Origin of the sequence: Owariibacterium komagatae, from assembly GCF_045865535.1 — a bacterium.
GTDB classification, from domain to species: Bacteria; Bacillota; Clostridia; order Oscillospirales; family Ruminococcaceae; genus Ruthenibacterium; species Ruthenibacterium komagatae.
The window spans coordinates 1,801,759-1,815,428 of sequence record NZ_AP031406.1 but is presented as its reverse complement, the minus strand read 5'-3'; the positions used below and the strand labels follow the sequence as shown (position 1 = coordinate 1,815,428).

Annotated in this window: 11 protein-coding genes; 9 read left to right on the top strand and 2 right to left on the bottom strand. The window is 63.0% G+C overall.

The genetic code is table 11. The features are described 5' to 3' along the window. Positions 1-290: 290 nt before the first annotated feature. From hrcA to dnaJ, 4 genes are all read left to right on the top strand, one after another. Positions 291-1,337 (top strand): heat-inducible transcriptional repressor HrcA, encoded by a 1,047-nt coding sequence (hrcA, locus tag ACKTS9_RS08940; RefSeq protein WP_407880283.1) that lies wholly within the window; start codon positions 291-293, stop codon positions 1,335-1,337. A gap of 5 nt (positions 1,338-1,342) precedes the next feature. Next, positions 1,343-1,900, top strand: coding sequence for a nucleotide exchange factor GrpE (locus ACKTS9_RS08935; RefSeq protein WP_349215351.1), 558 nt, complete (start codon positions 1,343-1,345; stop codon positions 1,898-1,900). A gap of 84 nt (positions 1,901-1,984) precedes the next feature. Next, a complete protein-coding gene (gene dnaK, locus ACKTS9_RS08930) occupies positions 1,985-3,832 on the top strand; it encodes a molecular chaperone DnaK (RefSeq protein ID WP_407880281.1) in 1,848 nt (615 codons plus the stop codon). A 73-nt stretch (positions 3,833-3,905) separates the two neighbouring features. Next, positions 3,906-5,081 (top strand): molecular chaperone DnaJ, encoded by a 1,176-nt coding sequence (dnaJ, locus tag ACKTS9_RS08925; protein WP_349215349.1) that lies wholly within the window; start codon positions 3,906-3,908, stop codon positions 5,079-5,081. A 41-nt stretch (positions 5,082-5,122) separates the two neighbouring features. Here dnaJ and ACKTS9_RS08920 read toward each other — a convergent pair whose 3' ends face one another. Both ACKTS9_RS08920 and ACKTS9_RS08915 read right to left on the bottom strand, forming a co-directional pair. Next, a complete protein-coding gene (locus ACKTS9_RS08920; RefSeq protein WP_407880278.1) occupies positions 5,123-5,467 on the bottom strand; it encodes an Hpt domain-containing protein in 345 nt (114 codons plus the stop codon). 2 nt (positions 5,468-5,469) lie between these two features. Further along, positions 5,470-6,558 carry an HD-GYP domain-containing protein gene (locus ACKTS9_RS08915; protein ID WP_407880276.1) on the bottom strand — a complete coding sequence of 363 codons (1,089 nt, stop codon included), beginning with the start codon at positions 6,556-6,558 and terminating at the stop codon, positions 5,470-5,472. A gap of 110 nt (positions 6,559-6,668) precedes the next feature. Between ACKTS9_RS08915 and ACKTS9_RS08910 the strand changes: the two genes are divergently transcribed. The 5 genes from ACKTS9_RS08910 (at position 6,669) to ACKTS9_RS08890 (ending at position 13,644) form a co-directional block, all read left to right on the top strand. Further along, positions 6,669-9,182 (top strand): hybrid sensor histidine kinase/response regulator, encoded by a 2,514-nt coding sequence (locus ACKTS9_RS08910; RefSeq protein WP_407880274.1) that lies wholly within the window; start codon positions 6,669-6,671, stop codon positions 9,180-9,182. Beyond that, positions 9,179-10,009: a thymidylate synthase gene (gene thyA / locus ACKTS9_RS08905; RefSeq protein ID WP_407880272.1), complete on the top strand. Its 831-nt coding sequence runs from the start codon at positions 9,179-9,181 to the stop codon at positions 10,007-10,009. Before ACKTS9_RS08910 ends, thyA begins: the two co-directional genes overlap by 4 nt. Positions 10,010-10,019: 10 nt before the next feature. Then, a complete protein-coding gene (locus ACKTS9_RS08900) occupies positions 10,020-10,508 on the top strand; it encodes a dihydrofolate reductase (protein WP_349215345.1) in 489 nt (162 codons plus the stop codon). Positions 10,509-10,731: 223 nt separating this feature from the next. Then, complete coding sequence (locus ACKTS9_RS08895; protein WP_407880270.1) at positions 10,732-12,261, top strand: nitrilase-related carbon-nitrogen hydrolase; 1,530 nt, start codon at positions 10,732-10,734, stop codon at positions 12,259-12,261. Positions 12,262-12,276: 15 nt separating this feature from the next. Further along, positions 12,277-13,644: a dihydroorotase gene (locus tag ACKTS9_RS08890; RefSeq protein ID WP_407880268.1), complete on the top strand. Its 1,368-nt coding sequence runs from the start codon at positions 12,277-12,279 to the stop codon at positions 13,642-13,644. Positions 13,645-13,670 lie beyond the last annotated feature (26 nt).

Below are 13,670 nucleotides of genomic sequence, written 5' to 3'. Positions count from 1 at the left end.
CCATGATGCGAAAGCAGAATGGTATCATTCGCCCTCTTTTTCGGTTGCCCCTTGGGGGCGAGAAAAAGGGCGATTTAAAATAGAGTATAATGGTCGTTTTGCGGCCATTATACCATATTTTGGCCCGGGGCGGTAGGGAAAAGACGACGGGTGATTTGTGGATAAATTGTAAAAGTTGAAAAATTTTTCGCATTTTGGCCCGCAGCTCTTGACATAATAAAAAAGTGTTGTACAATAATTTTAGCACTCGGGAACATAGAGTGCTAAAACGATGAGAGGAAGCGATGCAAATGCCGATCGACGATCGAAAGCAGCGCGTGCTGCGGGCGATTGTATCGCTGTATTCCGACGACGGCGAGCCGGTGGGCTCGGGTCTTCTGGCTGAACATTTCGGCCGGGCGGTCTCATCGGCCACGCTTCGCAATGAGATGGCGGCGCTGACAAAGCTGGGGCTGCTGGAGCAGCCGCACACATCCGCCGGCCGGGTGCCCAGCGCAAAAGGGTACCGGTATTACATCGACAATCTGCTGGACACTTCGCTCAAGCTCAGCGAGAGCGAGAAGCGGGCGGCGGAACTGGCGTTTCGGGAGATGGATTACGACCCCGAGCGGCTGGCCCAAAGCGCGGCCCGGGCGCTGGCGGACTGGACGGGGTACACGGTGGTGGCCACCACGCCCAAAAGCGAGGATATGTGCATTGCGCATTTTGAGGTGATGCAGGTGGGCCGCTACACGGCGGCCGTTCTGGCGGTCACCGGCGCGGGCGGCGTGCGCACGCGCACCGCAAAACTGGACTTTGAGCTGCGGCCCGGCGACGCCGAGCGGCTGGCGCAGACGCTGAACGAGCACCTGACCTTCCGCAGCGCGGCGGACGTGAGCCAGCCGCTGCTGCACGCGGCGGCCGAGGGCATGGGCGCCGGCGGCGCGGTGTTCTATCCGGTGATCAGCGCGGCGTACACCCTGCTGAAGGAAGCGGGGCGCCCCAACGTCTATCTGGAAGGCCAGCAGAACGTGCTGGGATACAGCCCGCAGGAAGAATGCCTGCGCACCCTGATGGAATTTTTCGGGGACGAGGAAGCGGTCAAGCGCTTCATCAGCCCCAAGTCCGAGCGGACCACGGTCCTGCTGGGAGACGAGATGCCCGAGTACCGGATGCCCGGCGTGTGCATCCTGTCCAAGCGGTACGTGGCGGGCGGCGGTCTGACCGGCGCCATCGGCATTGTGGGCCCCACCCGGATGCGGTACCGCGAAGTGATTCCGCGGCTTGAATATTTTGCGTTGCTGCTGGGACAGTGCATGTCAGGTAAGACCGAGCACGGACAGCGACAGGAGGAGTAGCCAACATGGCAGAGAAAGAAAAGAAAGAGAAAAAGGTCTCCGAACAGCCGGAGACGCAGCCCGAGAGCCGGGAGCAGGCGCAGCCGTCCGCGGACTGCGAAGCGGAGCTGGCCGCGGTGAAGGAGCAGCTGGAAAAAGCCGCCAAAGAGCTGGCCGACGCCAAGGAGACGCTGCTGCGCACCGCCGCGGAGTACGACAACTTCCGCAAGCGCAGCGCCAAGGAAAAGGACGCCGCCTTCGGAAACGGCGTGAGCTTCGCCGTGGAAAAGCTGCTGGGCGTTCTGGATACGCTGGCACTGGCTGCCAACGCACAGACCGAAGACGAGAGCTATAAAAAGGGCGTGCTGATGACGCTGGACAAAGCCGGCGCCGCCTTCAGCGCCATGGGCGTTGAGGAGATCGAAGCACAGGACAAACCCTTTGACCCGGAACTGCACGCCGCCGTGATGCAGCAGCAGGCGCCCGAAGGCGTGGAGAGCGGCACGGTGGTACAGGTGCTGCAGAAAGGGTATACGTACAACGGCAAAGTCATCCGCCACGCGGCGGTGGCCGTTGCGCAATAAACCGCCGAAAGCGCACCGCGCTTTTTGCATAGAAACTGAAAACCATTCCAACTTTGAATTGCAATAAAAGAGGAGCGATTATTTATGGGAAAAATCATTGGTATCGACTTGGGCACCACCAACAGCTGCGTGTCCGTCATTGAGGGCGGCGAGCCCGTTGTCATCGCCAACGCCGAGGGCGCGCGCACCACGCCCAGTGTGGTTGGCTTCACCAAAACCGGCGAGCGTCTGGTAGGCCAGGTGGCAAAACGCCAGGCCATCACCAACCCCGACCGCACCATCTCTTCCATCAAGCGCCACATGGGCACCGACTACAAGGTGGAGATCGACGGCAAGAAATACACCCCGCAGGAGATCAGCGCCATGATCCTGTCCAAGCTGAAAGCGGACGCGGAAAGCTACCTGGGCGAGAAGGTCACCGAGGCGGTCATCACCGTGCCGGCCTACTTCAACGACTCGCAGCGTCAGGCCACCAAGGACGCCGGCGCCATTGCGGGCCTGGATGTAAAGCGCATCATCAACGAGCCCACCGCCGCCGCGCTGGCCTACGGTGTGGATAAGGAAAACGACCAGAAGATCATGGTGTACGACCTGGGCGGCGGCACCTTCGACGTGTCCATCATCGAGATGGGCGACGGCGTGACCGAGGTTCTGTCCACGGCCGGCGACACCCACCTGGGCGGCGACGACTTCGACAAACGCATCATCGACTGGCTGGCCGACGAGTTCAAGAAAGAGAACGGCGTGGACCTGCGCCAGGATAAAATGGCGGCGCAGCGCCTGAAAGAGGCGGCCGAGAAAGCCAAGATCGAGCTGTCCGGCGTGGCCTCCACGGCCATCAACCTGCCGTTCATCACGGCGGACGCCACCGGCCCGAAACATCTGGACACCACGCTGACCCGGGCGAAATTCAACGAGCTGACCGCGGACCTGGTGGAGCGCACCATGGGGCCTGTGCGCCGCGCTTTGAGCGACGCCGGCCTGCAGCCGGGCGATCTGCACAAGGTGCTGCTTGTGGGCGGTTCCACCCGTATCCCCGCCGTGCAGGAAGCTGTGAAGAACTTCATGCACACCGAGCCTTCCAAGGGCATCAACCCGGATGAGTGCGTGGCCATCGGCGCGGCCATCCAGGGCGGCGTTCTGGGCGGCGACGTGAAGGGCCTGCTGCTGCTGGACGTCACCCCGCTGAGCCTGGGCATTGAGACCATGGGCGGCGTGTGCACCCGCATCATCGAGCGCAACACCACCATCCCCACCAAGAAGAGCCAGATCTTCTCCACCGCGGCCGACAACCAGCCGTCGGTTGAAGTCAACGTGCTGCAGGGCGAGCGTGAGTTTGCCCGCGACAACAAGTCTCTGGGAACCTTCCATCTGGACGGCATCGCCCCGGCTCCCCGCGGCGTGCCTCAGATCGAAGTCACCTTCGACATTGACGCCAACGGCATTGTGAACGTGTCCGCCAAAGACCTGGGCACCGGCAAGGAGCAGCACATCACCATCACCTCTTCCACCAACATGAGCAAGGAAGACGTGGAGAAGGCTGTGAAGGAAGCCGAGCGCTATGCCGCCGAGGACAAACAGAAACGTGAGGAAGTGGACACCCGCAACGCCGCGGACCAGATGGTGTTCACCACCGAAAAAGCCCTGAACGAACTGGGCGACAAAGTGACCGCCGGGGAGAAGGCGGACATCAATGCCAAGCTGGATGCGCTGAAAGAGGCGCTGAAAGGCTCGGACATCAACGCCATCAAGGCAAAACAGGAAGAGCTGCAGAAAGCTTTCTACGCTGTGAGCGAGAAGGTCTATAAAGAGGCCGCGGCGGCCCAGCAGGCTGCGGGCGCGCAGGCCGGCCCGGATATGGGCGGCCAGCAGGCAGGCAGCGGCAACGGCGGCGACGACAACGTGGTGGACGCCGACTACAAAGAAGTTTAAACCATATCTCTCACAACAAGGGCGGGCGGCGTGGCCGCGCGCCCTTGTGCCGTGAGGACGAGGGAGAGAAAGTATGGCAGAAAAACGCGATTATTATGAGGTGCTGGGCGTGCCCAAGACCGCTTCGGACGACGAGATCAAAAAGGCGTACCGCAAGCTGGCCAAAAAATACCATCCGGACCTGAACCCCGGCGACAAAGTGGCCGAGGAGAAGTTCAAAGAGGTGGGCGAGGCCTACGAGGTGCTCAGCGACAAAGATAAAAAGGCACGGTACGACCAGTTCGGCCATGCGGGCGTGGACCCCAACTACGGCGCGGGCGCCGGGGCCGGCGGCTTCGGCGGCGGGTTCGGCGGATTTGGCGGCGGCATCGATTTGGACGACATTCTGGGCTCCATGTTCGGCGGCGGGTTCGGCGGCTTCGGCGGACAGCGCCGGGCCAACCCCAACCAGCCCCGCCGCGGCGCGGACATCCGCGTCAGCCTGGTGCTGAGCTTTATGGAGGCGGTGCACGGCTGCACCAAGACCGTGACCGTGAACCGGCAGGACGTGTGCCCGGAGTGCGGCGGCACAGGCGCGGCCAAGGGCACCAGCCCCGAGACCTGCCCGGACTGCCGCGGCACGGGTTTTGTCACCGTGCAGCAGCGCACGCCCTTCGGCGTGATGCAGTCCTCGCAGCCGTGCCGTAAGTGCGGCGGCAAGGGAAAGATCATCAAGACGCCCTGCTCCAAGTGCCACGGCGCGGGCAAGGTGTCCAGCACCAAGCGCGTGGAGGTCACGGTGCCGGCCGGCATTGACGACGACCAGAGCCTGCGTTTGGCGGGCCTGGGCGACGCGGGCCAGAACGGCGGCCCCGCCGGCGATCTGATCGTCATCGTCACCGTGCGGCCGGACGCCATGTTTGAGCGCGACCGCTACGACGTACATGTGACCGTGCCCATCACCTACAGCCAGGCGGTGCTGGGGGCGGATGTGGTGGTGCCCACCATCGACGGCAAGGTGCAGTACACCGTGCCCGAAGGCACTCAGTCCGGCACCACGTTCCGGCTGCGGGGCAAGGGCATCCAGTACGTGAACGGACGCGGCCACGGCGACCAGTACGTGCACGTGGTGGTGGAGATCCCCAAAAAGCTGACCAAGACCCAGCGCGAGGCGCTGAAGACCTTTGAGGACAGCCTGAAGGAAGACAACTACGAACAGCGCAAGGGCTTTTTCAAATCCCTGCGCGACATGTTCGGCGGAAAAGAATAAAAAAGGACGCGGCTCCCACCGGAGCCGCGTCCTTTTTTTGTTTACAGCAGCTGTGTGATGCGGGCGCACCCCTCTTCAATGGGGCCGCGCAGGGCCAGCGCCCCGTCGGTATCGCCTGCGCGCAGGGCCTCCACCTGCCGGGTCAGCAGCTGATGCAGCTGCGTGAAGGACAGGTTGCCGCACACCCCTTTCAGGCTGTGGGCCGCGGCCAGCGCCGCCGCCCAGTCGCCTTTGTCCAGCGCGGCGGACAGGGCCGCGGGGTTGGGGTCTGCCGGGAACCTGGACAAAAACCGCTCCCACAGGGCCTCGTTGTTCATGAAGCGCTCCAGCCCTTCTTCCACATTGACCCCCGCATCCCGCAGGGCCTGTTTTCTGCTCTCGTCCATGCTCAATTCTCCTTTCGCCGGTACAGACGCCGGATCTCGTGCTCCACAGAGAAGAAGCTGTCCAGCAGCTGCGGGCTGAACACCCCGCAGGCGCCGGTGCGGATCATCTCCAGCGCCTGCTCGACCCCGAAGGCGTCTTTGTAAATGCGCTTGCTGACCAGCGCGTCGTACACGTCCGCAATAGACACCGCCTGCGCCCAGACGGTGATCTCGTCCCCGCGCAGCCCGTCGGGATAGCCCCGGCCGTCCCACCGCTCGTGGTGGTGCCGGGCAATGTCGCAGGCATAGGGGAAAATGGGGTGGCTGCGCATTTGGGGAATGCGCTCCAGCAGGCGGGCGCCCTGCACCGTGTGGGTCTTCATGATCTCGTACTCGGCGGGCGTCAGGCGGCCGGGTTTGTTGAGAATGGCGTCGGCAATGGCGATCTTGCCCACGTCGTGCATGATGGACGCCAGGGCGATGTGCTGGATCTGCTCCTCGCTGAGACCGTCCCCCAGGCGGGTGCGGCGCAAAAGCAGCCCCGTGATGTCGTGAATGCGGTGGACGTGCTGGCCCGATTCGCTGCTGCGGAACTCGATGGATGTGGCCAGGGCCTCGATCATGCCCCGGTTCAGGTCCACGATGGTCTGGGTCTGGCGGCGGATCTCCTCTTCCTGGCGCTGCACCATGTGGGCCAGTGCCCGCCGGTTCTGGAACAGCTCCACCACCGAGTTCACCCGCCGGGTGACGATGTAGGGAACCACCGGCTTTTCGATCACGTCCATCACGCCCAGGCGGTAGGCCTCCCGGCTGACCTGGGACGCTTCGGCTGTGATGAGAAACACCGGGGGCCGCCGGTCCGGCGCAAAGGACGCGTTGACCCGGCGCAGCATCTCCATGCCGTCCATCACAGGCATCTGCACGTCCAAAAGCACGGCGCACACCTGGCTGCGGTGCTCTTCCAGCAGGCGCAGGCCCTCGGCCCCGTCGCCCGCCTCCAGAATGAAATAGCTCTGTTTGAAAATCTCGGCCAGAATGGCACGGTTCATTTCCGAATCGTCCACGATGAGCAGTGTGTTCAGCATGGAAGACGGTGATTTTGGCTCGTCCATGGGAAATTCCCCCTTTTTCAACTGGAATTATTATACCAAAAAGAAAAGAATTTGTCAGCCGCGCGGGAACATGGTATCATAGGGGTGCGCACATACGCGCGGGAGGATTTATGAACAGGAAACAGAAAAAATGGAAGCACGTTCTGCTGACGCTGGTGCTGGCGATGCTCTGCGTGGCGGGCTTCAATATTTTCAGTATGAACCGCATTCTGCTGGACGAAGCACAGGTGATGGGCACCGAGATCGCCAAGCGGCTGGCCGCCCAGGAGATGCACAACATTGTACAATACCAGTGGGTGCTGGACACGCTGGAGGCCTCCATGCGGCCCCAGAACCGCACCGAGGACACCACCGCCTGGATGCAGGAGTACCTGGTGTACGCCAGGGACCTGACCGGGCTGGATGAAATTGAGATCTACGCCTCGGTGGACGGCAAGATCGTGGCCGCCACCTACTGGGAAGGCGACGAGGACTACGGCCCCACCGCCTCGCAGTGGTATCAGCAGGCCATCGAGGCCGGCGGCGGGATCGTGTACACGGACGCATACATTGACGTGCGGCTGCAAAAGCCCGTGTTCACCATTGCAAAGCAGGTGCGGGGCACCCAGGACGTGGTGGCCATGGACATCTATTCCGACCAGCTGGGCGTCAGCGGTATTCGGGAGGAGCTGCCCGAGGAGGGGCACTATTACCTGTGCGATTCCCAGGGGCAGCTGCTGTACTACGTGGCTCACGGCGAGGCATCCCCCGAGGTGATTCAGGAGCAGATCAGCCAGCTGTTCAACGAGATTCAGGCCGGGGAGCACACGTCCTATCAGTCCTTCACCCAGGGCATTGACGGCCGCAAGCGGGGCGTGTATTATCATCCCATGGAGAACGGGTGGTGCTCCATCATCACCATCCCCTATTCCACCCTGCTGGCCCAAAGCGGAAAGGTGTGGCTGCCCTTTGCGGTGCTGCTGGGGCTGTTTGCGGCGGCCTCGGCGGCGTATCTGGTGTCCCAGTGGCGCAGCCGAAAAAGCGCGGCCCTGTACAACTCCATTGTGGGGGTGCTGAGCAACTCCTACTATGCGCTGTATCAGGTGGATTTGAACCAGGGCACCTACGAGATGCTGAAGGGCTCGGACTACGTGCGGGAGAACGCGGGCAACGCCGGCGACTACGCCCTGCTGCTGCAGAAGCTGGCCGAGGTCATTGAGCCGGAGGCCTACGAGGAGTTCAGCGGCTGCTTTGACATTGAGAACATGCGCCAGCTGATGAAAAAGCGGGTGCGCAACTACGGCGGCGACTTCAAGCGGCTGTTCAACGGCCGGTACCGCTGGGTGCACGTGCAGATGCTGTACGACGAATCGCTGCAGCCGGGCAAGGTGGTACTGTGCTTCCGGGACGTGCACGAGGAAAAGGAGCACGATCTGGCCCGGATGGAGCTTTTGCAGAACTCCATCCACTCGGTGACGGAGATGGCCGATTCCAAAAACCGGTTCTTCTCCTGCATGTCCCACGACATGCGCACCCCGCTGAACGCCATTCTGGGCCTGACCAGGCTGGCGGAAGACCAGGTGGACCAGCCGGACAAGATCCGCGCGGCGCTGGGCAAGGTGCGGGCCGCGGGCGAGCAGCTGCTGGGGCTGATCAACGACATTCTGGAGATCTCCAAGCTGGAAGAGGGCAAGCTGGACATTGTGCACCAGCCCTTTGACCTGGCCGAAAACCTGCGCCAGACCGCCGAGCTGTTCAGCCTGCAGGACGGCGGCCAGCGGACCTTCCGCTGGAAGACGGACCTGCGGGACACGGCCGTGGAGGGCGACTGGCGGCGGCTGCAGCAGATTTTGAACAATCTGCTGTCCAACGCCTTCAAGTACACAAAGCCCGGGGACTCCATCGACTTTGAGGTGACGGAGTTCGCCGACACCCAGAGCCGGTACCCCAACTTCCGCTTTGTGGTGCGGGACACGGGCGCCGGCATGAGCAAAGAGTTTCTGGGGCGGCTGTTCGTGCCCTTTGAACGGGAAGTCCGGTTCGGCGCGGCCAACGTGGCGGGCACGGGGCTGGGCATGCCCATCGTGCACGATCTGGTGCGCCAGATGGAGGGCCGCATCGAGGTGGAGAGCGCCCTGGGCAAGGGCACCACGGTGACGGTGACGCTGCCGCTGCGCCTGGCTGAGGAGCGCCGCCCCGAAGAGACGCCCCCTTCCTACGAGCCCGCGGACATGACCGGCAAGCGGGTGCTGCTGGCCGAGGACAACGAGATCAACATGGAGATTGCCTGCGCGGTGCTGGAGATGCACCATCTGGAGGTGACCCAGGCCTGGGACGGCCGCCAGGCGCTGGAGCTGTTTGAAAACAGCGAGCCGGGCCATTTTGACGCGGTTTTGATGGATATGCAGATGCCCGTGATGGACGGCTGTGCCGCCGCCCGGGCCATCCGCGCGCTGCACCGGCCCGACGCGGCCACGGTGCCCATCATCGCGGTGACGGCCAACGCCTTTTCCGAGGACATTGCCCGCACCCAGCAGGCGGGCATGAACGCGCACATTTCCAAACCCATCGACTTCAACGTGCTGGAGCAGGTGCTGGGCCGCCTGCTGGCAGCCCCTTCCAACAGACAGGAGAGTGAACCATGAGTTACGCAGACGATTTGTTCCTTGCCAACTGCAGGGATATTCTGGAAAACGGCGTGTGGGACACGCAGCTGGAGGTGCGGCCCCGCTGGGCCGACGGCACCCCCGCCCACACGGTGAAAACCTTCGGCATTGTGAACCGGTACGACTTGAAAAAGGAGTTTCCGGCGCTGACGGTGCGGCGCACGGCCTTCAAGTCCTGCGTGGACGAGATGCTGTGGATCTGGCAGAAAAAGTCCAACCGCATCGCGGACCTGCACAGCCACATCTGGGACCAGTGGGCCGGCCCGGACGGCACCATCGGCAAGGCGTACGGCTACCAGCTGGGGGTCAAGCACCAGTACCGGGAAGGCATGTTCGACCAGGTGGACCGGATGCTGTACGATTTGAAGCACAACCCGGCCTCCCGGCGCATCCTGTCCAACATTTACGTGCACGCGGACCTGCACGAGATGAACCTGTACCCCTGCGCCTACAGCCTGACGCTGAACGTGTCCGGCAACACGCTGAACGCCATTTTGAACCAGCGCTCCCAGGACATGCTCACCGCCAACAACTGGAACGTGTGCCAGTACGCGGTGCTGGTGCACATGTTTGCCCGGGCCAGCGGCCTGGAAGCGGGCGAGCTGGTGCACGTGATCGCGGACGCGCACATCTACGACCGGCACGTGGACATTGTGAAAAAGCTGATGGAGCGCCAGCCGTATCCCGCGCCCCGGCTGTGGATCAACCCGGACGTGACCGATTTCTACGCCTTCACACCGGAGGATTTCAAGCTGGAGGATTACCGCTTCCACACCCTGGAAGAGAAGATCCCCGTGGCGGAATAAGGAGGAGCCCATGGAACTGATCGTAGCCGTGAGCAAAAACTGGGGCATTGGAAAAAACGGCGATCTGCTGTTTTCCATCCCCGAGGACATGAAGTTTTTCCGCACCAGCACCCAGGGAAAAACCGTGGTGATGGGCCGCAAGACCCTGGCCAGCCTGCCCGGGGGCAGGCCCCTGAAGAACCGGCGCAACATTGTGCTGACCCGGGACGCGGACCTGCAGGTGGAGGGCGCCCTGGTGTGCCATACCCCCGACGAGGTGCGCGCCGCCGTGGCGGATGTGCCCGGCGACCAGGTGATGGTCATGGGCGGCGCCCAGATCTACCGCCTGCTGCTGGACGACTGTGACAAGGCCTATGTGACCCGGGTGGACGCCGAGGCCGAGGCCGACAGCTTCTTCCCCGACCTGGACCGGCGGGAGGACTGGGTGCTGGACAGCCAGAGCGAGGAAAAAGAGCACGAGGGCCTGCGGTATCGTTTCTGCACCTATGTGCGCAAATAAACAGGAGGACCCGGCAGCGGAACCGCTGCCGGGTTTTTTGTGGGAAGAGAACAGGAGGCTTTTGGCCTCCTGTTTCTTTATGCCTAAAAGTAATTTAAACAATAATTAATATGAATGGTTTATTTGTTTTGTTTATATTGCCAACAAGTATTTCCATATGCTATTATGACTACAGGAAACACGGAAAACCAATAACTATTTTACATAGAAAGTAGGGAATCGCGTGAAACTGGGACTGGTACAGATGATGGCCGCGCCCATGGAAGCGTATGAGGAGACCGCGCAGCGGATTCTTCGGCTGACAGAGCAGGCCTGTGAACAGGGTGCGCAGCTGGTGCTGCTGCCGGAATGCGCCTACCCGGCCTACATGATCGGCCGGGACCCGGAGCGCCGGTTTTTGCAGCGGCTGCCCTCGCTGCTGGAAGAGCTGGGCCAGCTGGCCCGCCGCCGCGGCGTGTACGTGGTGATGGGCGCGGCGCTGCCCGGGGAAGACGGCACGCTGGAAAACGGCGCGGTGGCGCTGGGGCCCGACGGCACGCAGCTGGGCCGGGCGGCCAAGTCCAACCTGTGGCACTTTGACGGAAAGTGGTTCACCGCAGGGCGCACGTCCTTCTTGTTCGACACACCTTACGGCCGCATGGGCGTGATGATCTGTGCGGACGGACGCATTCCCGAAATTGCCCGCATGCTGCGGCTGCAAGGCGCCCAGATGATTTTGGACACGGTGAACCTGGTGGCTTCGGCCGCGGCGCTGGCGCAGCTGTCCAACCAGCAGTATCAGTTTATCCTGCCCATCCGCGCCTGGGAAAACGGTGTGCCCGTTGCCGTGTGTGACAAGGCCGGGCTGGAGAGCGGCGCCGTGTGCTGCCTGGGCCGCAGCTTCATCGCTTCGGCCGAAGGCGAGATCGTGGCGCAGTGCTCGCCCGACAAAGAGGAGATCCTGGTGTGGGATGTGGAGCCGGCCGAGCCCCTGCCGTTGCAGGGACGGCGGCCGGAGCTGTACGGCGCGCTGTGCAATGGGCACACGCCCCGCCCGCAGCTGCCCCGGGACCCTGCGGACGCGGAACTGTTCGCGGCGCTGGTCCGTTTTGAGGCGGACACGCCCCGGGAATATGTGGAAAAAGCCTGCGGCGCGCTGGAGCTGTGCCGCATGATGGATGCCCGGCTGATGGTGCTGCCCGCGGCCCGCGGGTTTGCGCTGAGCCCGGAAGACACCGCGGCGCTGTGCGCGGCGCTGGGGGAAGGGGACGTGGCCGTGGCGGACTGGGGCCAGGGACCGGAACGGGGCGCCCGCGTGCTGCGGCACACCGGCGAAGCGGACCGGCTGCTGCCCACCCACCTGCCCGGTGCGGATTCGCCCATCCGCACGGCGGAGCTGTGGCCCGGATGCCGGGCGGCGGCGGTCTTTGACGGCGAGATGGCGGTGCCCGAGCTGGCCCGGGTGGCCATGCTGGAGGGCGCGGACCTGGTTCTGTGGTTTGACGCCCAGGGCGGCACCCCGGACTTTGCGCTGGCGCAGACCCGGGCGGCCGAAAACAAGATGTTTGTGCTGCGCAGCGGCCCCGCCGGTGAGAAGGGACGCAGCTACGCGGTTTCGCCCGACGGAGCACAGCTGTTCACCACGTTTTTCACCGCCGAGCAGATCGGCGCGGGCATGGTGAACCTGGCTTTGAGCAAATGCAAGACGGTGGTTCCGGGAACGCACATTCTGGACGGAAGAATCCCGGATTTTTACAAATCAATGACAGAGTGAAAAGGAGTTGAAAAGATGGAACGAGGAGATCTGTTGATTCAAAATGCAGTGGTGGTCAGTTCCAAAAACTGTACCCCGGCGGACATTCTCATCCGTGAAGGAAAGGTGCTGGCGCTGCTGGCCCCGGGCAGCGGAGCCGAGGCGGACCAGGTGGTGGACGCGCAGGGCAAGTACGTGATGCCCGGCTGCGTGGACGGCCACACCCACATGATGGACCCCGGCTTTACCGAGCGGGAGGACTTCACCACCGGCACCATGGCGGCGGCGGTGGGCGGCATCACCACAGTGGTGGACCATCACCGCACCACCCCCGCGGTCTATTCGGTGGGACCGCTGCTGGAGAAAATCGATTATCTGAACCAGAAATCCTGCGTGGACTTCGGCCTGAAGGGCGGCATCTCGCCCGACAACGTGGAAGAGCTGGAAGCCATGTGGAACGAGGGCATCACCGGCTTTAAGACCTTCACCTGCAATCTGCACGGCGTGAAGGCCATGCACTCGGCCTTCCTGATGCGCAGCATGACCGAGGTGGCCCGCCTGGGCGGCACGGTGCTGATCCACTGCGAGGACGACGGCATCTGCCAGTACAACGAAGAGACGCTGCGGGCCGCGGGCCGCACGGATTATCACTCCCAGTACGAGTGGCGCTCCAAACTGGCGGAATATGTGGCGGTGCAGACGGTGATCTCGGTGGCAAAGGCCACCCGCTGCCGCACGGTGATCGCCCACGTCAGCCAGCCGGAACTGCTGGAGCAGATCCGGGCCGCGCGGGAAGAGGGCTACGAGATCTACGCCGAGAGCTGCCCCCACTATTTCAACCTGACGGTGGAAGATCTGGAGCGGCTGGGCCCCTGGGCCAAGTTTACCCCGCCCATGAACACCGCCGAAAAACAGGCGCAGCTGTGGAAGCTGTTTGATTTGGGCCTGGTGACCACCATCGGCTCCGACCACTGCCCGTACCCCAAAGAGCAGAAGGAGCCCGGCGAGAAAAACATTTGGGACGCACCCAACGGCATTCCCGGCGTGGAGACCTCGCTGCGGCTGATGCTGGACGGCGCGGCCAAGGGCAAAACCACCATCAACCGGGTGGTGGAATGCATGTGTGAAAACCCGGCCAAAGTGTACGGCCTGTACCCCCGCAAAGGCCATTTGAACCCCGGCGCCGACGCGGACCTGGTCATTGTGGACCTGCAGCGGGAAAAACAGGTGCGCAACGAGGACATTGTGTCCAAGTGCGGCTGGTCCCCCTTCAACGGGCGCGTGCTGAAAGGCGTGCCGGAAAAAGTGTTCGTGCGCGGCACCCTGGTGGCCGAGGACGGCCGCTTTGTGGGCAAACCCGGATACGGCCGGTTTGTGCGGCGCATTCGGTCCTGCCTGAAATAAGTGGAAAGAAGATGCTTGGCATACAT